The sequence below is a fragment of the Lentibacillus salinarum genome, from assembly GCF_042679865.1.
GTDB lineage: Bacteria > Bacillota > Bacilli > Bacillales > Amphibacillaceae > Lentibacillus > Lentibacillus salinarum.
Genome location: NZ_JBHTNH010000002.1, coordinates 412,440 through 435,826, shown reverse-complemented (window position 1 = coordinate 435,826; position 23,387 = coordinate 412,440). Strand labels below are relative to the sequence as shown.

Annotated in this window: 22 protein-coding genes; 15 read left to right on the top strand and 7 right to left on the bottom strand. The window is 45.7% G+C overall.

The features are described 5' to 3' along the window. Positions 1-55: 55 nt before the first annotated feature. Entirely contained in the window at positions 56-1,045 is a 990-nt protein-coding gene (locus tag ACFQ4A_RS02960) for an aromatic acid exporter family protein (protein ID WP_382397395.1), read from the top strand. 98 nt (positions 1,046-1,143) lie between these two features. Here ACFQ4A_RS02960 and prli42 read toward each other — a convergent pair whose 3' ends face one another. Then, positions 1,144-1,257: a stressosome-associated protein Prli42 gene (prli42, locus tag ACFQ4A_RS02955; protein ID WP_382397393.1), complete on the bottom strand. Its 114-nt coding sequence runs from the start codon at positions 1,255-1,257 to the stop codon at positions 1,144-1,146. A 112-nt stretch (positions 1,258-1,369) separates the two neighbouring features. On the opposite strand from prli42, the gene ACFQ4A_RS02950 reads away from it, so the two are divergent. From ACFQ4A_RS02950 to ACFQ4A_RS02910, 9 genes are all read left to right on the top strand, one after another. Then, entirely contained in the window at positions 1,370-3,025 is a 1,656-nt protein-coding gene (locus ACFQ4A_RS02950) for an acyl-CoA mutase large subunit family protein (RefSeq protein ID WP_382397391.1), read from the top strand. Between the two features lie 102 nt (positions 3,026-3,127). Then, positions 3,128-3,949 (top strand): methylmalonyl-CoA epimerase, encoded by an 822-nt coding sequence (gene mce, locus ACFQ4A_RS02945; RefSeq protein ID WP_382397389.1) that lies wholly within the window; start codon positions 3,128-3,130, stop codon positions 3,947-3,949. Next, the gene (locus ACFQ4A_RS02940; RefSeq protein ID WP_382397387.1) at positions 3,949-5,496 is read left to right on the top strand and encodes an acyl-CoA carboxylase subunit beta; all 1,548 of its coding nucleotides are present in this window, start codon (positions 3,949-3,951) and stop codon (positions 5,494-5,496) included. Before mce ends, ACFQ4A_RS02940 begins: the two co-directional genes overlap by 1 nt. Before the next feature lie 20 nt (positions 5,497-5,516). Next, the gene (locus tag ACFQ4A_RS02935) at positions 5,517-6,644 is read left to right on the top strand and encodes a M20/M25/M40 family metallo-hydrolase (protein ID WP_382397385.1); all 1,128 of its coding nucleotides are present in this window, start codon (positions 5,517-5,519) and stop codon (positions 6,642-6,644) included. 156 nt (positions 6,645-6,800) lie between these two features. Next, positions 6,801-7,718 (top strand): hypothetical protein, encoded by a 918-nt coding sequence (locus ACFQ4A_RS02930; RefSeq protein ID WP_382397383.1) that lies wholly within the window; start codon positions 6,801-6,803, stop codon positions 7,716-7,718. Between the two features lie 39 nt (positions 7,719-7,757). After that, positions 7,758-8,405, top strand: coding sequence for a DUF4129 domain-containing protein (locus ACFQ4A_RS02925; protein ID WP_382397381.1), 648 nt, complete (start codon positions 7,758-7,760; stop codon positions 8,403-8,405). A gap of 15 nt (positions 8,406-8,420) precedes the next feature. Beyond that, positions 8,421-9,548 carry a DUF4350 domain-containing protein gene (locus ACFQ4A_RS02920; protein ID WP_382397379.1) on the top strand — a complete coding sequence of 376 codons (1,128 nt, stop codon included), beginning with the start codon at positions 8,421-8,423 and terminating at the stop codon, positions 9,546-9,548. Next, on the top strand, positions 9,545-10,474 hold the full coding sequence (locus ACFQ4A_RS02915) for an AAA family ATPase (protein WP_382397377.1): 930 nt from the start codon (positions 9,545-9,547) through the stop codon (positions 10,472-10,474). Before ACFQ4A_RS02920 ends, ACFQ4A_RS02915 begins: the two co-directional genes overlap by 4 nt. Next, positions 10,428-11,786: a DUF58 domain-containing protein gene (locus ACFQ4A_RS02910; protein ID WP_382397375.1), complete on the top strand. Its 1,359-nt coding sequence runs from the start codon at positions 10,428-10,430 to the stop codon at positions 11,784-11,786. The genes ACFQ4A_RS02915 and ACFQ4A_RS02910 overlap by 47 nt, the downstream gene beginning before the upstream one ends. Here ACFQ4A_RS02910 and ACFQ4A_RS02905 read toward each other — a convergent pair. Then, a complete protein-coding gene (locus ACFQ4A_RS02905) occupies positions 11,764-12,744 on the bottom strand; it encodes a stage II sporulation protein M (protein WP_382397525.1) in 981 nt (326 codons plus the stop codon). The two genes, ACFQ4A_RS02910 and ACFQ4A_RS02905, sit on opposite strands and share 23 nt — an antisense overlap. A 97-nt stretch (positions 12,745-12,841) precedes the next feature. On the opposite strand from ACFQ4A_RS02905, the gene ACFQ4A_RS02900 reads away from it, so the two are divergent. Together ACFQ4A_RS02900 and ACFQ4A_RS02895 are read left to right on the top strand one after the other, a co-directional pair. Continuing rightward, a complete protein-coding gene (locus tag ACFQ4A_RS02900) occupies positions 12,842-13,639 on the top strand; it encodes an RDD family protein (RefSeq protein ID WP_382397373.1) in 798 nt (265 codons plus the stop codon). Positions 13,640-13,730: 91 nt separating this feature from the next. Continuing rightward, positions 13,731-14,978: a DNA polymerase IV gene (locus tag ACFQ4A_RS02895; RefSeq protein ID WP_382397371.1), complete on the top strand. Its 1,248-nt coding sequence runs from the start codon at positions 13,731-13,733 to the stop codon at positions 14,976-14,978. Between the two features lie 138 nt (positions 14,979-15,116). On the opposite strand, the gene rnz is transcribed toward ACFQ4A_RS02895, so the two are convergent. The 3 genes from rnz to ACFQ4A_RS02880 are packed head-to-tail and all read right to left on the bottom strand — an operon-like array spanning position 15,117 to position 17,819. After that, on the bottom strand, positions 15,117-16,040 hold the full coding sequence (gene rnz, locus ACFQ4A_RS02890; RefSeq protein ID WP_382397369.1) for a ribonuclease Z: 924 nt from the start codon (positions 16,038-16,040) through the stop codon (positions 15,117-15,119). After that, a complete protein-coding gene (namA, locus tag ACFQ4A_RS02885) occupies positions 16,040-17,056 on the bottom strand; it encodes an NADPH dehydrogenase NamA (protein WP_382397367.1) in 1,017 nt (338 codons plus the stop codon). Before namA ends, rnz begins: the two co-directional genes overlap by 1 nt. A gap of 28 nt (positions 17,057-17,084) precedes the next feature. Next, positions 17,085-17,819, bottom strand: coding sequence for a glycerophosphodiester phosphodiesterase (locus ACFQ4A_RS02880; protein ID WP_382397365.1), 735 nt, complete (start codon positions 17,817-17,819; stop codon positions 17,085-17,087). A gap of 258 nt (positions 17,820-18,077) precedes the next feature. On the opposite strand from ACFQ4A_RS02880, the gene ACFQ4A_RS02875 reads away from it, so the two are divergent. After that, entirely contained in the window at positions 18,078-19,040 is a 963-nt protein-coding gene (locus tag ACFQ4A_RS02875) for an MBL fold metallo-hydrolase (RefSeq protein WP_382397363.1), read from the top strand. An 82-nt stretch (positions 19,041-19,122) separates the two neighbouring features. Here ACFQ4A_RS02875 and ACFQ4A_RS02870 read toward each other — a convergent pair whose 3' ends face one another. Next, positions 19,123-20,373: a Y-family DNA polymerase gene (locus tag ACFQ4A_RS02870; protein ID WP_382397361.1), complete on the bottom strand. Its 1,251-nt coding sequence runs from the start codon at positions 20,371-20,373 to the stop codon at positions 19,123-19,125. Positions 20,374-20,580: 207 nt separating this feature from the next. Continuing rightward, positions 20,581-21,495 (bottom strand): aldo/keto reductase, encoded by a 915-nt coding sequence (locus tag ACFQ4A_RS02865; RefSeq protein WP_382397359.1) that lies wholly within the window; start codon positions 21,493-21,495, stop codon positions 20,581-20,583. A 122-nt stretch (positions 21,496-21,617) separates the two neighbouring features. On the opposite strand from ACFQ4A_RS02865, the gene ACFQ4A_RS02860 reads away from it, so the two are divergent. Both ACFQ4A_RS02860 and ACFQ4A_RS02855 read left to right on the top strand, forming a co-directional pair. After that, entirely contained in the window at positions 21,618-22,163 is a 546-nt protein-coding gene (locus ACFQ4A_RS02860) for an NUDIX hydrolase (RefSeq protein ID WP_382397357.1), read from the top strand. A gap of 3 nt (positions 22,164-22,166) precedes the next feature. Next, positions 22,167-23,336, top strand: a complete 1,170-nt coding sequence (locus ACFQ4A_RS02855) for an endonuclease Q family protein (protein ID WP_382397355.1) — start codon at positions 22,167-22,169, stop codon at positions 23,334-23,336. The last annotated feature ends 51 nt before the right edge of the window (positions 23,337-23,387 follow it).

Here is a 23,387-nt window from a genome sequence, read left to right as displayed (position 1 = left end):
GAGCCGAGTTTTTCTTAAAACACCTGATTGAATAACAGCTTAAGGAGAATGCAACGTGAAAATTGGCTCCCGTACCATCAAGACAGCGCTAGGAACGCCGATTTCCATTTCGATTGCACAGGTTTTGGGGCTGACGAATTTTATTTCTGCGGGCATTTTAACGATTTTATGCATTCAGCCTTCCCGTAAACGGTCTGTCCTGAGCGCATGGCATCGTTTTTTGGCTTGTGTTGTGGCGGCGCTGTTTTCAGTCTTATTTTTCGAATTGATCGGTTATCATCCGATAGTCATCGGTGCGATGCTCATTTGTTTCATACCCGTAACGGTTTGGTTGAAGGTTACACCGGGTATTGCAACAAGTTCGGTCATCATTTTAAATTTATACAGTGCCCAGCATCTGTCACTGTCTTTTCTGACGGAACAGTTTGTTATCATCATTATTGGTATCGGTACCGCGTTGCTCGTCAATTTATATATGCCGAGTCTAGAACATCAGCTTAAACAAAAGCAGGACGAATTGGAATACTATTTCCAGATCATATTAAATGAAATCGCTTTATACATACGGGATAAAAACGAAAATTGGAACGGAAAAGAACTGGGTATTTGTGAAGACATATTACAAGACGCCATGGACCTGGTATTATTGGATAAAGAAAATCACTTATTACGCAACAGGCATCCATACCATGATTATTTTAAAATGCGCAGTAAGCAGCTGGAATTGTTGGAGAAAATGCTGCCGCTCGTCAGTAGACTGCCGAACAGGGATGCTATTTCCATAAAGATTGCCGACTTTTTTGAAAAACTTGGAGATGCTGTCCACCCGGGTAATACAGCTGTTCTTTACCTGGATGAACTGGAAGACTTGCGGCAGACATTCGATCAAGAACCATTGCCGAAAACACAGGAAGAGTTTGAAACCCGGGCGAATCTATTTCGTCTATTGCACGAAATAGAAGATTACTTGCTTGTCAAGAAACGATTCAAAAAAAGTGATATCAGTGACAAAAAACGCATAAAAAAAGACCGGAATAACGATTAATCCCGTAATCCCGGTCTGCCAAGTTCAATCCGATTATGGAAATTCGCTGTTACCCAGCTATCCCGCTTCAGCCAGGAATGAAGGGGTGTGGCTTTTCGTTAAATAAACATTGATAGCCCCATTGTCAAAGATGAAAGGACCATTGCCAGAATCATAATATAGACAACAACTTTTATTCTGCGCTCGCGTTTAGACTTTTTTCCTGTGGCCAATGTTATTCCTCCTTAAGACCTTTTCCTGACTTGTATTTTACCGTTAATTGAGACGTGAGACAAGTGCCATGGCATGTGTTTTTTATCAGTCAATAAAAACTGGAGGTTTAAGATGATGAGTGATCAGCAATATCAATCCAAACAAGATAAATGGGAAGCGTCCGTCAAGAAAACGCTGGAGCGTTTCCCGGAACGAAAAGATCCCTTCACAACCTCGTCCGACTTAACGGTTGACCGGTTGTATCATCCCGACGACGATGAAACGTACGAAGAAAAGCTCGGTTTTCCGGGTGAGTATCCCTATACGCGCGGAATCCAGCCAACCATGTATCGTAGCCGGTTATGGACGATGCGGCAATATGCCGGATTCGGGTCGGCTGAAGAAACCAATCAACGGTTCCGCTATTTGCTTGATCAAGGACAGACTGGTTTATCCGTCGCTTTTGATTTACCAACCCAAATCGGTTATGATTCCGATGACGTGATGGCCGAGGGGGAAGTCGGCAAGGTGGGTGTCGCGATTGACTCGCTGCATGATATGGAACAGTTGCTTGACCGGATTCCACTTGATAAAGTGAGTACATCGATGACAATTAATGCGCCGGCATCCGTACTGCTATGCATGTATCTCGCGGTCGGAGAAAAACAGGGCGTCCCGCTGGAAAAACTGACAGGCACGATCCAGAATGATATTTTAAAAGAATATATTGCCCGTGGTACATATATCTATCCGCCAAAACCGTCGATGCGGTTAATCACCAATATATTTGAATTTTGCCAGCAGTATGTGCCGAAATTTAATACGATCAGCATTTCGGGTTATCATATCCGTGAAGCTGGTTCCACAGCCGTACAGGAAGTGGCCTTTACCATTGCGAATGGTATGGCGTATGTGGATGCCGCACTGGCGGCAGGACTCGATATTGATGCGTTTGCGCCAAGACTTGCCTTTTTCTTTAATGCCCATAACAATTTCTTCGAGGAAGTTGCTAAATTCCGTGCAGCACGCCGAATTTGGGCCAGGATCATGAAAGAGTATTACCAGGCAGAAAATCCGAAAAGCTGGAAATTACGCTTTCACACGCAAACAGGCGGGTCGACCCTGACTGCGCAGCAACCTGATAACAATGTTGTTCGTGTCACAATGCAAGCGCTTGCCGCTGTGCTCGGCGGTACACAAAGTTTGCATACGAATTCCCGTGATGAAGCATTGTCACTACCTACTGAAGATTCGGCCCGGATTGCTCTCAGGACGCAGCAAATTATGGCCCACGAAAGTGGTGTGGCCGATACAGTTGACCCATTGGGTGGCTCATATTACGTTGAATCGCTAACAGACCGGATTGAAGAAGACGTGAACAACTATCTTGACCAGATCAGGGATATTGGCGGAGCCGTTAAAGCTGTAGAAGAAGGCTATATGCAGCGGGAGATCCAACGAACGGCTTACGAAACACAAAAGAAGATTGAACAAGAAGAAGAGATTATTGTTGGCTTAAACCAATATAAGCTTGATGAAGAAGTTAATCCGGATCTACTAAAGGTTGATGAAGCCCTTGAAGCAGCACAGATCAATTCGTTAACGGCAACCCGCAGCAAGCGTGATCAGGAACCAGTTGATCGTTCGCTCGCGGCATTGCGCGAACAGGCCAGGAACCCGGATGCTAATCTGATACCTTATATTCTGGATGCTGTCAGGGTTTATGCGACCGTCGGTGAAATTTGTCATGTACTTCGTGATGAATTCGGTGAATATACAGGCATATAAGAAAACTACGCCATCAGGGGCAGAACAGCAGACATTGGTGAACCGGCCGACTTCAGCATACGTTCACAGGTATTTAATCATTTACAAATGGGGGAAAGCAACATGGGGAAAATACGCGTATTAATCGCAAAGCCCGGACTGGATGGACATGACCGTGGTGCGCTGGTGATTGCCCAGGCTTTGCGTGATCACGGAATGGAAGTGATTTATACCGGGCTGCGGCAATCACCGGTGCAAATTGTCCAGGCAGCGATTCAGGAAGATGTGGATGTCATCGGACTGTCTTCTCTGTCAGGCGCTCATAAGACATTATTCCCAAAAGTGATCCAAACATTGAAAGACCAAAATGCAGCTGATATCCCGGTTGTAGGCGGCGGAGTCATTCCGGCGGAAGATATACCCTATTTGCTGGAACAAGGTGTGCAAAAAATCTTTACTAGCGGCGCTTCAATCGAAGCACTTGCCACATATATCAAGCAACTGGTTCATCCGGAAGCGGCAATGGAACCGCCGGAAAAAATAGCCCATATCGGTATTGCTGTCCGGCAAATTGACCAGGCACTCCCGTTTTATACGGATATGTTGGGATTGGAAATGGAAGGTGTGGAAACCGTTGAAACAGAGGGTGTCAAGACGGCCTTCCTTAAAATTGGTGAATCCCGGATTGAACTATTAGAACCCTTGAACGACGATTCCCCGATTCAGCGTTTTTTGGATAAAAAAGGTGAGGGTGTTCATCATATCGCCCTGGAAACAAGCAATCTTGCACAACGTTTGGAGAAGCTGGCATCTGAAGGTATCCGAATGATCAATGAAACACCAGTAGAAGGGGCTCATGGCAGTCATGTAGCCTTTTTGCATCCGAAAGCTGCCAACAGTGTCCTGTTTGAATTGTGTGAGCATCCGGAGGGAAGTGAACAATAATGGATATTTTTGATAAAATTAACGAATTATATGATAAACGCCGACAGGTAGAGCTTGGCGGTGGTGATGAACGGATTGACAAACAGCATGACAAAGGGAAATTGACGGCACGGGAACGGATAGATTATTTACTGGATAACGGGTCGTTTGTTGAATTGAATCCGTTTATTGAGCATCGGGAAACGGATTTTGGCATGAATAATTCCCATGCAAATGGTGAAGGTGTTGTGACCGGCTATGGCAAAATAAATGGGCGGGCTGTCTATTTATTCGCCCAGGATTTCACCGTTTATGGCGGTGCGCTTGGCGAAATGCACGGCAAGAAAATTGCGGCTGCCATGGATTTAGCCGTCAAAACCGGGGCGCCGTTCATCGGTCTGAACGACTCCGGTGGTGCCCGGATCCAGGAAGGCGTATCCTCACTTGACGGGTATGGGCACGTCTTTTACCGAAATGCTGTTTATTCGGGGGTCATCCCGCAGATATCAGTCATTATGGGACCCAGTGCCGGCGGTGCCGTTTATTCACCGGCTATTACTGACTTTGTCATCATGGTCGAAAAAACGTCACAAATGTTTATTACCGGACCGAAAGTGATTGAAACGGTAACCGGGGAACAAATCTCCCCCGAGGAACTAGGCGGAGCCGATGTCCATAATAGCAAAAGCGGCAACGCCCATATAAAAGCTGCCAATGAAGAAGAAGCACTGGATGCCGTCAAGGAACTTGTTGCTTATTTGCCGGCCAACTACCAAGAAAAACCGCCGTTGCAACAGTCTTCATTGAACGACGAAACACGGCCTGATCTGACGGATATTGTTCCGTTTGATGCCACACGTCCGTATGATGTGAAGGCTGTGATCGAACAGGTAGTCGATCCGGGAAGTTTTTACGAAATACATAAAGATTTTGCGAAAAATATTGTCGTCGGGTTTGCACGTATCAACGGGCAAACTGTCGGATTTGTCTGCAATCAGCCAAAATATCTGGCAGGCGGCCTTGATATTGATTCCAGTGATAAAGCAGCCCGGTTTATCCGGTTTTGCGATTCATTTAATATTGCGCTTATCACCTTTGAAGACGTGACCGGCTTTTTCCCTGGTGTCAAACAGGAACATGGCGGCATCATCCGTCACGGGGCGAAAATCCTTTATGCGTATTCGGAGGCGACTGTTCCGAAAATAACCGTCATAACACGAAAGGCCTATGGCGGTGCGTATGTTGCGCTTAACAGCAAATCGATTGGTGCTGACCTCGTCTTTGCCTGGCCCAACGCCGAAATTGCTGTGATGGGACCGGATGGGGCTGCCAATATTATTTTTGCCAAAGAAATCGCCGACAGTGACGATCCGGAAGCAACGCGCCAAGAAAAAATTAGCACGTACCGCGAAAAGTTCGCCAATCCGTATGTCGCAGCAGGCCTTGGCATGATTGACGATGTCATTGATCCAAGGGAAACACGCATCAAATTAATTCAGGCACTGGAAATGTTGTATAACAAAGAAGAAGACAGACCAACGAAAAAACATGGCAATATCCCACTATAAATGGTTGCAGGAGGCAAAATATGTTAGCGATCAACCAAGACAGATTAATTAAAGAATTTTTCGAGCTGGTGCAAATCGATTCGGAAACGGGATATGAAACAGAGATTGCGAACGTGTTAATCCGAAAATTTACCGATTTGGGCCTCGACGTTGTGGAGGATGACAGTAAAGCGACAACCGGACACGGCGCCGGCAATCTGATTGGCACATTGAAAGGGAACACGGATGATGTGGATCCGATTTATTTCACCTCACATATGGACACGGTCGTACCTGGCAGTGGTATTAAACCATCGATTGAGGACGGCTATATCGTGTCGGATGGTACAACGATCCTGGGAGCGGATGATAAGGCAGGACTTGCGGCGATTTTGGAAATGATTCGTTCGCTGCAGGAAAACGATGTTGCGCATGGTGATGTCCAGTTTGTCATCACCGTAGGGGAAGAATCCGGCCTGGTGGGCGCCAAGTCGTTGGATGACTCATCCATTCATGCGAAATATGGTTACGCTATTGACAGCAATGGCACAGTCGGTGACATCATCGTGGCAGCGCCAACACAAGCTAAATTGTTTGCGGTCATGAAAGGTAAAACCGCACACGCCGGATTAGCGCCGGAAAAAGGTGTTTCGGCCATCACGCTTGCTGCCAAAGCGATTGCCAAAATGCCGCTTGGCCGCATTGACGAGGACACAACAGCCAATATTGGCCGGTTTGAAGGGGGAAAACAAACGAATATTGTTCCTGACCGGGTTGACATCGTAGCTGAAGCGCGCTCACTCATCCCAGAAAAAATGGAAAAACAGGTTGCTGCTATGAAGGATGCGTTCGAAAGCGTCGCCGATCAATATGGCGGCAGTGCAGAAGTAGACGTGCAAATCATGTATCCCGGCTTTAACCAAGGTGTAGACGATGAAGTTGTGGAAGTGGCCCGGAATGCAGCCAAATCAATCGGCCGTGACAGCAACCTGCAAAAAAGTGGCGGAGGCAGTGATGCGAACGTCATTTCCGGTCTGGGCATCCCGACCGTCAATCTGGCTGTCGGTTACGAGGAAATTCATACGACGAATGAACGAATTCCGGTTGAAGAACTGGTGAACGTGACGAAACTTGTGACAGCGATCGTACAGGAAACGGCTGACAGATGAATCACATAACATGTCATCAGTGACCGATAAACGTGCCCGGTAAAGGAATCATGATCCGGGCGCGTTTATCGTTTGTAAGATCATTTTAAAAACAACTCCCGAAAAACAGCTGAAAGATGTTAGAATCATAGATATGTCAGCTAAGGAGGCATTATAGTGACGAATGAAGGATTAAACAGACCAAAAGGGTTTGGCGAAATTCTTGACGCGGCCTTTACGTTGTGTAAGCAGCATTTCGCCAAGTTTTTTCTGATTGTATTGGTGTTATTGGGTCCCATTTATTTAGTACAATCATTAATTTTATTATTATCCGGAACCCGTTTTTTCAGAGAAACCGTGACCGGGGAAAACTTGTTGGATCAAACGTTGAACAGTTTTGACGCCACTGTTAATACAACCTTGTCGGAAGATCTGGCAACGATTGGAACGGGCCTTTTACTATTAATTTTCGTACCAGTGGCGCAAGCAGCGATCTTACTGGCCGTTTCCCGTTTGAAACATGACGAGATGTTTACCGTTGGCCACGTCGTGAAACAGGCATTTGCAAAGTTCTGGCGCATATTAGGGGCAAGTTTAATTTTTGAATTGCTCCTGTTTGCCATGATTTTTATTCCGTCTATTGCCATTATGATAATAAGCATTATCAGCATGTTCGCAGATCCGCTGTCCGGAATTGTGATGATGGTGATCCTGTTGCTGGGTGTTGGCCTGACGTCAGCTTACTTTCTGTCACGCTGGATTTTCTATCTGGGCAGCGCTGTGTTCGACAACGATATACCGGGGTTGGGCAGAAGCTGGCACTTAACTCGCCGGAACAGCTGGAAAGTATTAGGGATTTTCATCGTCCTTTGGCTTATATTCTTTGCCGTGAGTCTGGCGTTTGAATCCATTTTTATCGCATTGCTTGGTAACAGTGTTTTGTATTCGATCATTTTGAATCTGGTGACGTTATTGACGACGATGATATTTATGGTTGGCTATGCCGTTATTTATTTTGACTTAAAAATCCGGCAAGACGGGTCCGACTTGCAGGATATGATTGATGACTACCAGAATACAGGTAACGTCAAGTAACCCATTCAAGGCAAATTTGTCAAAGCGGTGGTGATGGTGATGACAGATACGGACAAAGCAAGGGATGAACTGCGCAGCATTTTAGACCAAGATGCGTATCAAATTTATCATGAGGACAACCGAAATTTTCTCGAAATCTGGTGGAATCGTCTGACTGACTGGATCGGCGAGCAGCTGTCCAAATTGTTTTCCGGACTGGAACCGTCAAGCGGTTTTGCGGAAATAGTTCTGTTTGTCATCATGATGGCTGTTCTCATTCTTATTGGGGTGGCGGTTGTCCGGCATGTCCGTCACTCACGGAGAGGCCGTGGTTTCACCGAATATAAGCCACTCCAGTCACTGAATAAAACCAAGTGGACGGTTGCTGATCACCTGCAGGCAGCCTGGCGTCAGGAAGCAACCGAACATTACACGGACGCTGCCCGGCATGTCTTCTTGGCACTTCTGCTTTCTTTTGATGAGAAGGGATGGCTGAAGGCAGGAAAATGGAAAACCAACTGGGAATATGCTGCCGAACTGCAGCAAGTCAATCAGCAGCTTGCGGACTCGTTTTATCAGTTTGCTTCTGTGTTTGATAGAGCGGTTTACGGCGAACAGCATTTAGAGAATGACGATTATCACCGCTATCGCGATGAGGCATTGAAATGGATTGATGAGGAACCCGGGGATAGCTCCGGGAATGGTTAAAGGGGGACAACAAACGTGCAAACATCTGTATTAGGCAGAAAGACATTGGTGTGGCTGATTGTTGTCCTGCTGGTGTTTATCGCCATCAGCTATTTTTTTGCACCCGATGGTCCCGACGAGTATCCCGACTTTGTCTCCGAATCCCCGTCGCCTACAGGTGTAAAAGCATTTGAAACATATTTGGATGATCAAATCGGTACCGTTAACAGGTGGCGTCATTCACCGGATATGCTGCCCGATCAGGACGCCAAGCAGCTGCTGATTATGGCAGAACCCTCATTCACCCCGGGCCGGCAGGAGATGAATGACTATGTGTCGTTTATGGAAGCTGGCAACACGATACTGCTGTTAAACACAAATCCGGATGGAATGTTTGGTTTGGATGCGATGCCGGCCGAGAATGACCCATCAAATGTTATGGATCAGGACGGGAATCGCTATCAGGCAGAGAATCGTTCAGTATTCCGTATCGATCCATCCGAAAGTCTCAACGTCTTATTGGAGGATAATGCCGGCGCTGTTGCTGCGGAAAAAACGTTCGGAAATGGGCATTTAGTAGCAGCTGTGACACCTGAATGGGTGACAAATGACCAAATTTTGAAGAAGGATCATCTGGAATTGCTGTTCTCACTCATTCAGATGGACAAAAATGAATGGGATATCGTCTATTTCGACGAATATGTGCATCATACCGGGAATGCCCCGTCGTTTACAACGTTATATCCGGACTGGCTGTTAGCACTTGCGCTTCAGGCGATCGTGTTCGCACTGATGGTGCTTTGGTATGAAGGGAAGCGCTTTGGTCCGGTCACTGAACCAAGAGAAGAAACGGTTCGATTCAGTGATGAACGTATCCGGGCGCTGGCCGCTTGGTATCAACGAAGCCGGAATTATGCTGATTCCCTAAGGATTCAGGCTGATTATGTTAAATCACTGCTCCAGGAACATTGGGGGATTGCCTATTATAAAACATGGACAGACATCTCCGGACAGCTTAAACGGAACATAACATCTGATGAAGACATCGAGGCTTTCCTTGATGGGTTATCCCATGTCCTGCATCGAGAACGTATCAGCAAAAAACAGTATATCGTCTGGTCGAAACGTATCGATCAGTTACGGAAAGAGGTGGAGGAAGCTTGAGACATGAACTGGCAGTATTAATGGAAAAATATGAAGAACACATTCTCGGTCAATCGATCAATCTGAAACTTTTATTGTCCGCTGTGTTGGCAGATGGCCACGTATTGATCGAGGGTGTTCCAGGTACCGGCAAGACGCAAATGGTACGGACATTAAGTGATTTATTGAACAGCACATTTAATCGGATCCAGTTCACACCGGATCTGCTCCCGAGTGATATAACCGGCAGTACAATTTACAACATGCAGGAAAGTACCTTTCAAACGGTTAAAGGTCCAGTCTTTGCCAATATACTGTTGGCTGATGAAATTAACCGAACGCCGGCCAAAACACAAGCCGCCCTGCTGGAAGCGATGGAAGAAAAGCAAGTGACCATTCAGGGTGACACCTATTCGCTCCCGGACGTATTTTTTGTTGCAGCGACCCAGAACCCGATTGAATTTGAAGGGACATACCCACTGCCGGAAGCTCAGCAGGATCGTTTCTTACTGAAGCTGACCATTGACTTTCCTTCGTTTGAGGTGGAAACGAACGTATTAAAGCATGTGATCGAAAAGACACAGGCTGAGGCCGTCATAGATCCCATCATGGATATGGCTACGTTTTCGACCATTCGTCAGGACGTCGCGAACACGACATTGCATGATGACATTTTGGATTACATCACGGAAATCGTCCGCCGAACACGAGATACGGACGGCATCCGTTTTGGGGCCAGCACACGGGCGGCAATTGCCATGGCAAAAGCAGCCAGAAGCTGGGCCTATTTGACCAACCGCGATTATGTGACCCCTGATGATGTGAAAATGGTCGCCAAACCGGCCTTAAGACACCGATTGCAATTGGCGCCGCATATGGAATTGGAGGGAGTTGGTCTGGATGAAATCATTGAAGAACTTGTGGGAGCGGTTGCTGTTCCGAGATAGGGGCATTTTACCGGCGAAACGGCTCCTCGTTCTGTTTGTTGTATTTTCCATAGGTATGGTGGCCATCGTCTGGGTTATATCATTGTCATGGATCTGGATATTCAGCATCAACGGAATCTTGCTGCTGATCAGTCTTCTCGATTTACGGTTGTCACCGAAAAAAAGCGATTTAACAATAAAGCGGCGTTCTCCTGATGAACTGGAGCGGGGAAAAGCATACAACATTGACATTGACGTGGCGAATCGATCACAATATGCCTGTATTGTCCGGCTGAAGGACGACTTACCACAGTCATTCCAGGCCCCCTTTCCCCTGGAGGAACCGATTAAGGCACACGGAAATAACGTACTGACGTATCACGTTATGGCTCCAGTGCGTGGACAATACGAGATGACAAAACTGTTCATCCGTTATCGGAGCATATTTGGGCTGTGGGAAAAACAAATGACGGTAGCGATGAAGCAGACGGTCAACGTGATCCCCGATTTAACCGAAACAAAACAATACCTGGAAAACCCGCAACATTTTTTATTATATGAAGGCACAAAAATCCGCAGGCAGCGTGCTGAAACAGGGGAGTTCGCCCAGATCCGCAAATATGCCGTCGGTGATGACCCACGAAAAATCAATTGGCGGCAGACGGCAAAATGGCAAGAGGTCATGACGAATGAATATGAACCGGAGCACGGGAAGTATGTCACAATTTTAATCGACTGCGGCAGGATGATGGGGGCTGAGCTGAAGAAGGGAAATCGGCTGGAAAAAGCATTGGAAGCGGCCCTGACAACAGCCGCAGCGGTCCTGAAAAACGGCGATTATGTAGCTGTTCTAGCATTTTCCAGGGATATCAAAACCTTTGTCCCGGCAGCTAAAGGGATGGAACAATTACAAAAAATATTGCAGGCGATCTACCATTTGCAAGTGGACGCGAGTGAATCCAATTATGCAGCCGCCATCCATTATTTGTCAGCCGCACTAAAAAAACGAAGCTTGGTCTTATTGTTCAGTGATGTTCAGACATTTCTGCAGGAAGAAAGTGCATTGTACCAGTTAACACGCTTAAGACGACAGCACATATTCCTAATAACAGGGATTGAAGATGACGGGGTCTTGAAAATGGCGGGACAAAGCCCGGATAACGCGAAAACAGCGATGATCAAAAGCATGGCCCAGCAGCAACTACAAACGAAAAAACGCCGGAAAGCGAACTGGGAAAAGCAGGGGCTCTCCATGGTAGAAGCCAAAGAAGAGCACCTGGCCACAACAGCTGTCTCACAATATATTCGGATTATGAATGAAGGCCTGCTTTAATACGGCTTTTCTGGAGCAGCGTATTGCCACTGGCGATGTAGCCGATTAAGCCAGCCATCGTTAATAGAGCAACAGCATATTTTGCTTCCAATGAAAGCTCGGCCGGGGTGATGAACCCTTCAATGATGCCGGCAATCACAAAGATCGGGATCGTTCCCAGCAATAACTGAACAGAACGCTTCGCTTGTTTTTTTAACTGATAGCCGCGTGAGAAGGGACCTGGCACAAATAATCTGTAGCCCATTAACAGGCCGGCACCACCTGCAATAAAAATGGCTGTCAGTTCAATCACACCATGGGGGACGATGTAAGCCCAAAATTCATAGGAACTGCCATAATGCCAGTACAAACCGGCAAGTGCCCCAACCATGATACCGTTTGACACCATGATGTAGACCGTCAGTATCCCGAATGTGATGCCACCCGCAAAAGCAAGAAAAGCGACCTGTATATTGTTCGTCATAATTTGCGCGGACATAAGGGAGGCATCGATTGAATCGTTACCCGAATCCAGCTGTTCCGGGTTAACTGACTGGGCCACTTGTTCCGGCAACAACGCATAAAGATTCAACGGATCATTAAGAACAGTGAGAAATGCGGCGAGCGTACCAACGGCAAACAGGAGCATCGCTACGATGACTGCTTTCCATTGTGCAATCAGCAGACCAATAAACGTGGTGCCGAAGAAAGTGCGCATCTGCCGGAAACTTGACACCTGATCTTTGTATAATAGATTATGAGATTTGGCAACCAGTTCGTTTAAATAGGCTGTGACATCTTCACCCGGGAAATAGGTTTGACTATAAGCCAAGTTCTGTGCCGCTTTTTGATAGAGCTGGTTGAATTGTTCTATATCACGTCCTGACAGATGGCGTTTGTTTTTGCCCAGCGTTGTGATGGCTTCTTCAAGCTGTTTCCAGTCGTCACGGTTCTGTTTGATAAAATGTCTAATGGTCACCTCTGCACCTACTTTCACGCTGTTATGCATCTTTGTCTATTATAATTTGTCCTGACGGTAAATGAAACCTTCAGATCATAAAAAGGAGCACGTATTGATGAATCAAGAACAAGTAGCTGTTAAAACGCCGGAATTTGTATCATTAAATTTTAAACTGGCAGGTCTGGGAAGCAGAGCCGGGGCCATGATTATTGACCAGCTCCTGCTGACGGCATTTAATCTTGCGACGGTGCTTTTTTTGGTTTTTGTCGTCGATTCTGACTTCACGGCATTTTTGACCGGTTCCACTCTTCCACTTGCTATGACAATCATGCTTTTATTTATCGTTTATTGGGGTTATTTTTTCGTATGTGAATACTTTTTCGGCGGTAAAACACTTGGCAAGAAATTACTTGGTATCAGGGTCATACAAGATAACGGGCACAGCATCACATTGCTTTCCAGCCTGATACGCAATCTGCTGCGCATTATTGATATGCTTCCTTCCGCCTATTTTGTGGGAATGGTATGGGTTTTCTTTCATTCCAGACATAAACGGCTCGGGGATATTGTGGCAGGCACCATTGTTGTACATGAACGAAAAGGAAAGAATGCAAAGAAATTCAGCTCGATTGATAGGGAAATCAAGGTAAGAGGTCTGACAAAAGAAAGCTTATCCGTCGATGACTGGGCACTCCGGTCGTTTGGCATGAACGAATGGAAATTGCTGAAAATGTACAGTGAGCGGGTTATGCAATTGCAACCAACTGATCGGGGGCAGTTAACGAAAAAACTGTCAGCAACGCTACTACCAAAAATCGGATTGGACCCTGATACGATGAATGCGCGGGAAATGGAAGATGCCTTATTCGTTTTGTATTTGATTCTTAAAGATGATTGGGAATTTGAGTTGTGAGCGTAGCGGGGGCTGTGTCAATGATTCGACGGATTGGCTTAAACTGATATGATATAATGAATGTAAACACGTTTTAAAGGAATGTCTCGCGATGTTACAATGGTACCCGAAAAAAGGCAATGTCATCTTTCATGTGGACATGAATTCTTTCTATGCTTCCGTTGAGGTGGCCTATAATCCAAAACTGAAGGGCAAACCGCTGGCGATCGCCGGTAATCCGGAAGAACGCAAAGGGATCGTCGTTACAAGCAGTTACGAAGCCAGGGCCAAGGGTGTCAAGACAACGATGCAACTATGGCAGGCGAAAAAATTATGTCCGAAACTCATCGTTCTGCGCCCCAATTTTGACCGATACCGGACAGCATCAAAAGAAATGTTTCAAATGCTTGCGGAAATAACCCCCTATGTACAGCCGGTTTCCATTGATGAGGGGTATATGGATATAACCGGTACCGAACAGTACGGCAGTCCGATTGAGATCGCCCAAAACCTGCAGCAAAAAATCAGTGATGAACTTGATCTGCCTTGCAGCATCGGGATCGCCCCCAATAAATTTTTGGCCAAAATGGCATCAGACATGCAAAAACCGATGGGTATCACGATTTTACGGAAGCGTGATATCAGCGAAAAACTCTGGCCGCTGCCGATTGAAGAAATGTATGGCGTTGGTGAAAAGACAGCCAAAAAATTGCGTCGCATCAGTATTAATGTAATCGGGGACCTGGCCAATGGTGATGCTTATCAGCTGAAGCAAATCTTCGGTATCAACGGAGAACGCCTGCAAAATAGGGCGAATGGCATTGATGTGCGGCCAGTTGACCCGGATGCCGTCCATGAATTCAAAAGTATCGGCAGCTCCCAAACATTGGCAGAAGATACAACAGATGATGCAGAAATACGTATGCTAATGCATCAACTTGCCGAAAATGTGGAACGAAGGATGAAGCGGAAACAGGCAGTGGGACAGAGTGTGCAGATTATGATCCGGTATCACGACCGCAAGACGATTACGCGAAGCAAAAAGCTGCCTCATTTTATTGAAAATAAAGCGGACATCCTGAACTTTGCCAATGAATTGTTTCAAAAACACTGGAATCTGGAACCAATCCGTTTGCTGGGGATTACCGTCCAGGATGTTGACGAAAAACGCAATATTGCCAAACAGCTGGATTTGTTCACGTACGAAAAAGAAGCAGGAAAAGAAAAACTGTATGAAGCAATTGATGAATTATCGCAGAAATACGGGGAAAATCCATTTAAACAGCTGCAGAATGACGACAGGGATGAGCAGCCACGGACGAGTTTTCAAAAAGACTTTCTGGATGATTTTAAAAAATAAGCGCTCTTGCCAGTCAACAAGCACGAGCGCTTAAATTATTTCATCAGTCGTTTGACAACAGCTTCACCGGTGTTAAAAAACGCACACTGCCGATTGACAAGTGTTTCCATTTCTATCTCCCCATACAACAAACGCCTCCTATTTGGATTCAATAGTCACCTGATAAAAGTCGCTGGCCAGTTCCGTCACCGGAAAAATAGCCTGTGCTTCTGCAACCAGCTGCTGATCATCTTCTTGTTGATAGCGAGATGAAATATGCGTTAAGATGAGCTTTCCGACATTGCTTTCCCTAGCCAGAGTTGCTGCTTGTTTCGTTGTTGAGTGAAAATAAGCTTTTGCTAGGTCTGCTTTTTCCTCTCCGAATGTTGCTTCATGCACCAGTACATCGGAACCTTCGACAAAGGACTGTTCATTGTCTGATACGCGCGTGTCTCCCATAATCGTGACAACCCGGCCTCTCTTATCGGGGCCAATATATTGCGCCCGGTGAATCACCTGGCCATCATCTGTCCGGACAACATCATTTTCTTTGATTTGCTGGTAAGTCGGGCCTGGCTCGATTCCGGCAGCTTTCAATTTATCGACGAGCAGACGCCCGGGTTTATCTTTCTCCGTAATCCTGAACCCGTAGCTTGGGATGCCATGATCAAGCTGTTTGCACGAGATGGTAAACTGCTCATCCTCAAACACTTCGCCTTCCGTAAATTCCACAATGGAAAGGGGATAGGTAAGCGTGGTTCCGCTAACGGCCAGGGTTGTTTCAATATAATCCTTGATTCCTTCAGGCCCATATATCGTTAAGAGATCCTCACCGCCTTGAAATGACCGGCTGCTTAACAAACCGGGCAGCCCAAAAATATGATCGCCATGTAAATGGGTGATGAAAATTTTTGTAATTTTCCGTGGTTTGATGTTTGTACGCAAAATTTGGTGTTGGGTCGCTTCCCCGCAGTCAAACAGCCAAATACTGTTTTGTTCCTGCAGCAGTTTCAAAGCGATTGCGGAAACATTCCGCTCTTTGGAGGGAACACCTGATCCAGTCCCGAGAAAAACGAGTTCCATTACTTCCAGCCCCGTTCGTACTGTTTTGGCGCAGTCAATGTTTCATTTAATTCATCAGCTGCAGCTTTTGGCCAATATGGGTTACGTAATAACGCGCGACCAACAATCACAAGATCAGCACGGCCATTTTGCAGAATTTCCTCTGCCTGAATGCCTGTTGTAATTAATCCAACCGCGCCGGTAGGAATCGATGTTTCCTGCTTGATGGTCTCACAGCGCTTCACCTGGTAACCCGGGTAAGGTTTGATGGATGCCGGGACAACCCCGCCTGAGCTGCAGTCAACCAGATTGATGCCTTGCTGTTTCATCTGTTCAGCAAAGTAGAGGATGTCATCCAGTTTGTTGCCACCCGCAGCATATTCATCCGTCGATAGGCGGACAAACAATGGTCCATCCCATACCGTCTTAACGGCTTCAATTACCTGCGATAGAAAACGATAGCGGTTTTCCCTGCTTCCCCCATAGTTGCCTTCGCGTTTGTTGGTCAGCGGTGATAAGAACTGATTAATCAAATAGCCATGCGCGCCGTGAATCTCAATGATGTCGAAGTCGGCTTTTTTGGCACGTTTAGCGCCATTTTTAAACGCTTCAATTGCCCTGTCGATGTCTGTTGCAGTCATTTCGGTCGGTGTTTTTGATTGTTCATTGAATGCCAAGGCTGACGGGGCGTAGATATCTGAATCAAGCCGTGCTTTCCGGCCTGCGTGTGCGAGCTGAATACCGGTTTTTGCGCCATAGCTGTGAATTTGTTCGTTTAATTGCTTTAGCCCGTCGATATGGTCGTCATTCCAGATACCTAAATCTTCATGGGAAATGCGACCCTCCGGCAGAACGGCTGTTGCTTCGGTCATGACGAGCCCCACCTGACCGACCGCCCGGGAAACATAATGGGTCATGTGAAATGGTGTTATTTTTCCGTCCTGCTCCATGCAGGAATACATACACATCGGTGACATGACGATCCGATTTTTAAGCTGAACATTGTTTAATTCAACGGGTGTTAATAGTTTGGTCATTATAATACCTCCTGATTCAGTTCGTTGATTAAGCACCAAATTGATTATGATAATGGACTGCCACTTTCGGGACATCTGTAAAAATTCCGTCACTTCCCATGGCAAAACAGCGCTGCATTTGTCCAGGTTTGTTTACTGTATACACACGGACAGCCATATTTTCCTGATGGCACTTGTCGACAAGAAGTTGGTTGAGTAGCCGAAATTTAATATGTATCGCATTCGCACCCAAATCCTTAGCCATTGGTACAAGTTTTTTGTAACGCTTTGATAATAACAAGGCTACGCCGACATTCCGGTTCAGGTGTTTTAGTCTTCTTAAACTGGTTGGATTAAACGTTGACAATGTCGTACGATGTAAAAGATGATAATGTGATACCCTGTTATAAACAATCATTTCCAGATGATTATAATCTATTTTATTATTTTTCAGTTCAATATTTAAATATAATGGCTTATCTTGGATCCATTCAAGAAATTCGTCCAATGGAACAATCTGTGATCCGGCGAATTCGGAGGCAAACCAGGCACCTGCATCAAGCTGTTGTAACTGTTCGAACGTGAAATCTTTTATGTAGCCGCTGCCATTCGTTGTCCGGTTGACCCGTTCATCATGCATCAAAACCGGTATATGATCTTTTGTCAGATGGACGTCCGTTTCAATACCGTCTGAGCCCTGCTGATAAGCGAGATGAAAGGCAGCCATCGTATTTTCCGGTGCGTATTTGCTGGTACCCCGGTGTGCAAAAATGGTCGTTGACAATTAACTCACCTCTGTTTGATTGTGTTTGATTTTTCGAAGGAAGTCAATTTATAAGGGACGAGAAGGAATTCCATGAAAACCTGGCAGATAACAGAACAATTAATTGATATGTTATCATCACTTGTTAATTCTGCCATTCATACTGACTGAGACGATTCACCGGCTTTTTGAGAAAGAATAGCTGACTTTTTTCTGAGAAAGGTATATAATAGCAATCATTACACTGAATCGTTATTCATTTTTGGAGGCTATCAAATCATGAAAGTATTAGACAAAACAATCAGTCAGCTAACTATCCCAACACCATTTGCGGTCGGTGATGTGCATGTATACTTGCTCAAAGGGGATACACTATCGCTTATCGATGCCGGTGTTAAAACAAAAGAAGCATGGGAAGCTCTCAAAACACAATTAAATAAACTGGGTTATGCGCCAAATGATGTTGAACAGATTATTTTAACCCATCATCATCCGGACCATATTGGTTTAATTGAAGCATTTCCTCGTGCCGAAGCAATCATCGCTCATCAGAATGTTAATTTATGGTTAACCCAGGATGAAACGTTTTTCACCCAATATGAACAATTTTTTCAGCAATTTTTTGTTGCGTGCGGTGTACCGGAAGAATTGATGCCAAGTTCCCATGAGTTACGCGGTACATTGCAATTTGCCGGGAAAGGGCAGTTGACGGATACACTGGATGAAGGGGACACACTACCCGGGCATGACGATTGGCAGGTCATCGAAACGAAAGGGCATGCACAGAGCCATTTGTCGTTTCTCCGTGAAAATGACGGGGCATTTATCGGGGGCGACCATTTGCTTCACCACATTTCCCCGAATCCGCTACTGGAAGCACCAATCGGGAATGATGTGATGCGTCCCAAACCGATGTTGCAATACCGGGCCAACTTAAGCAAATGCCAGTCACTGGACATTCAAACGGTTTATCCTGGACATGGCGACATTTTTTCAGACGTGAATGAGATCATTCCTATACGTCTGCAGAAACAGGAACAAAGAGCGAATAAAGTGCATCAGCTTTTGTTGGAAAACGCTCAAACACCATTTGATCTTTGTGAGCAGATTTTTCCAAAGCAATATGAAAATCAATTAAGTCTCACCATGTCTGAAACAATCGGGCAGCTTGATTATCTTGAAGATGAAGGACTTGTCACAAAGACACTAAAGGGCGGTATTTATGTGTATGATGCAAAGTAGCCATTGGAATTTGAAATCGGCAACCAGTTGCCGATTTCTTTCATATTCCGACCTCTGACTTCCAGCATCTGACCTCTGTATGTTACGCCTGATGTCCGCCGATTTTGCTGCTTCGCCCGATGGTGATCCCTGCATCGGTATAGCTGGTTGCTCGGAGTATGGCAGTGGAGCCGTACTTGGCACGAATGGCATCCATGACGTAACCAATGTCTTTTTTCTTTGGCCTATCATCGAAAAGGTCCAATTGTGTTTCGTCGTCGTCATACAGGTTATCAAGGGTGACATAGACATGGCGGATATAACTGATGCCATCGTAAAATTCATGAAACAGCTGCATGCAGACATTGTACATATCCATGGTGATGTTGGTCGGAAGTGCAACGGAGCGTGACCGGCTGAAGCCGCCGCCTGTCTCTTTGGCGTACGAGATGCCAAGATGGATGGTTTTGCCGGTCTGGCGAGCACCTCTTGCCCGCCGGCATACTTCTTCACACAAATCGAGAATGCAAATGGCAACTTCATCGCCGGAATAGTCACGCAATAACGAGATGCCGTGGCCGAAACCTTTTTGTTTTGTTTTGGTGAAGTTGCCGAAAACAGGACTCAAATCAACGCCCCAAGCATGCCAATAGAGCTGTTCGCCTATAATACCGAATCGCTTGGTTAATTGTTTCAGGGGAAAATTGGCCAGTTGTTCAAGCGTGACAATCCCCATCCGGTTTAAGTTGCGCTGCATCCGCCGGCCGATTCCCCAAACGTCCTGCACCGGGAATGGCCATAATTTTTCCGCGACGTCTTCATAGGTGCATTCCGCGATGCCATATTTTTTGGCGTGCAGATCCATGACCACTTTGGCCAAAAATTTATTATCGCCTATTCCGATAGAGCAGGTTATTCCGAAGTTTTCCAGAATATCCTGCTTGATAGCATTCGCAACCTGCCACCGGTCGCCGAATAACGTTCCCAGCCCGTTCACGGTCACCCAGACTTCATCAACCGAATACTGGTGGATGGCTTCTTTCGGAACATATTGATGAATCAATTTGGTGATTTCCATCGATACTTGTAAATAATCCGCCATATGTGCCGGTGCAATCACAATTCCGGGATCGTCAGGTAGTTCGAAAAAGCGGCTGACATTGCTGATGCCATGCTTTTGTTTCAGAGCTGGGGAGGCGGCAAGAACGATGCTTCCTGATCGGTTGACATCCCCGACAACGGCCAGCTTTACAGTCATCGGATCAAGCCCCCGTTTGACCGCCTCGACACTCGCATAAAAGGAGCGCATATCAATACACAGAACATCATTCCGTGGGTAATTGGTATAATCCATTGTCATTCACCTCATTACAGGAACGTTTGTTCTAATATTGTATACCCCTGATTAATTATTATCAATGGAAATGACTGTCATTTATCCGGATAACGACCTTCTTTCACGACTATAATCGTATCCGGATACCAAAAAGGGGGCACGAAAAAAATATTTTTTTTCATACCCCCTTTTTCAACTAAATTTCGATTGTAGTAGAAATAAGTCCTACCGGTGATTGGTATATTGAATCGCCTTTGTAACATCCTGTATTTTCCGGTATGTTTCGTCCGTCAAAGCTGAATGATCAACATTCGCATTGCCATCAACCTGGCTGCCAGAACTGGCGCCAAATACAGCACTCGCAACGGCGGGATGCTTCAGTATATAGCTTAATGCTAGGCTGTTTAATGAGCCATCGCCACTTATTTTTTCAATGTCACGATGAATGGCTTTCAGTTCATCATACGAATAATCGAGAAAACCATCTTGGCCTTTTTTCTCAATTTGTTCATGTGCCCGGTCACTGAGCATGCCTTTTGCCAATGGGCCCCGTGCCAGGACACTGATGTTATTGTCGTGCAGGAGATTCAATATTTCTTCTTCCGGCCGGCGATCCAGCAGATTATATTGCATCATGACCGCATCAATGTTTGAACGCTGCACATATTCACGGATGACGTTCGGACGGATGGAGGAGATGCCGTAAGCCCGAATGAGTCCTTCTTGTTTTAGGTTTTCAAACGCTTCAATCGACTCATCAATCGGATCATCGATGGTGCCGCCGTGCAGCATGTAGAAATCGATATAATCAGTGCCCAAACGGTGCAGGCTATCTTTTAGGCCCTGTTCAATATGTGCTTTGGACGGATCCCAGAACCAGTCCTGCTTCTCCTTATTAAAGTGGTTGCCGACTTTTGTTGTTAAAATAACCTGGTCCCGTTTTCCTTTAATGGCTTCACCGACGATCGCTTCATTTTGGCCAAAATCGTACAAGTCTGCTGTATCCAGGTGATTGATACCGGCACCAAGTGCGTGGTCAACAATTTCTTTTGCTTTTTGACTGTCTGTTCCCAGTGACATACAGCCAAGTGTCAGCTCGGAGACATATAGATCCGATTGTCCCAACTGATTTTTATTCATCGTAACGCCTCCATTGCCATATATTTAACCCCTATTGTAAAAGAGTCATCACGACAAATACAAGAATTAGCTAATATGCTAGAATAGGAATAGTATTTTTGCCAAAAAGGGTGAGAGCATTCATGAAAAAATTTGAAGAAAAGACGATTCAAACGGAAACCATATATGACGGCAAAATCGTTAAATTGCAGGTGGATGATGTCACACTGCCGGATGGGAAAACGTCCAGACGGGAGCTAGTCAAGCATGCCGGGGCAGTCGGCATCATTCCGATTACAAAAGACAATAAAATTGTATTTGTCGAACAGTACCGTAAACCGCTGGAAAAATCATTGGTGGAAATTCCGGCCGGGAAGCTGGAAAATGGGGAGGAGCCATCAGTAACTGCGCTGCGTGAATTGGAAGAGGAAACCGGGTACACGGCAAGTTCACCGACGTTCATCACGTCATTTTACACATCACCGGGGTTTGCCGACGAAATCATGTATCTGTATCTGGCAGACGACCTTGAACCAGTGGAGAACGCCGCTTCCGGTGACGATGATGAGTTTATTGAATTGCTTGAATTGACGCTTGACGAAGCCAGACAATATGTGAACGAACAGCGGATTCATGATGCGAAAACCAACTACGCCATACTGTATTTGGAGACACTCGAAAGGATGTAGCGAATGCTGAAATCGTTTTTTGCTGATATGCATATACACATTGGCCGGGATATGTACAACCATTCGGTTAAAATTACCGGCGCTAAAACGTTGACCTTGACAAATGTTCTGAAAGAAGCAAGCCGGAACAAGGGAATCCATATGGTCGGCGTTATCGACAGTCATGCGCCGGCGGTACAGCAGGAGATCAAGGAACTTATCGGGGCTGGTTACGCTCATGAATTGGATGACGGGGGAATCCGTTTTGAAAATGTAACTTTGCTGCTCGGTACGGAAATTGAAGTTTATGATAAAAATTGCCGGGGACCGATCCATGTTCTGTGTTTTCTCCCGACACTGGATGAAATGGAAATGTTCTCGGAATGGCTGACCACGAGAATGAAAAATATCACATTGAGTTCCCAGCGCTATTATGGAACGGCAAAAGATCTGCAATATAAAGTGAAGGCGCATTCGGGTGTATTTATTCCTGCCCATGTGTTTACACCGTTTAAAAGCATGTATGGAAAAGGGGTGCATCAATCGTTAAGCGAAGTGCTGGATCCGGATCTGATCGACGGGATTGAATTGGGCCTCAGCTCGGATACGACGATGGCAGATCAAATCAACGAGTTACATGACTTTACTTTTTTATCAAATTCCGATGCACATTCACTTCCGAAGATTGCCAGGGAATACCAGGAAATCACCATGGAAGAGCCTTCGTTTAAAGAATTCAACTGGGCACTTCACAATGTAAATGATCGGCATATAAAACGGAACTTCGGGATGAACCCACACCTCGGAAAATATCATACGACCGTCTGCAGTCAATGTCTAGAACCATTGTCTGCTGATGCCAGCAAATGTCATCAATGCGGGTCAACGAAAATTGTCAAAGGTGTGTTTGACCGGATTCAGGAATTAAAAAATACTGATCAGGAAAAAAGGGGGCGGCCACCTTATTTATACCAGGTTCCACTGGAATATTTGCCAAAGCTTGGACCCAAGACATTCGCGAAGCTGCTGGAACATTTTCAGACAGAAATGAATGTGATTCATAACGTTTCGTTTGATGATTTGAAGGAAATCATCCCCGAAAAACTAGCAACGTCCATTATAAATATGAGAAAAGGTAAGTTATCAATCAAAGCTGGTGGCGGCGGAAAATATGGCACTGTCACAACATTTTAATATGACGCACCAAAAATAAATTGGTATGTTTATATGGAATTCTTCATAGTT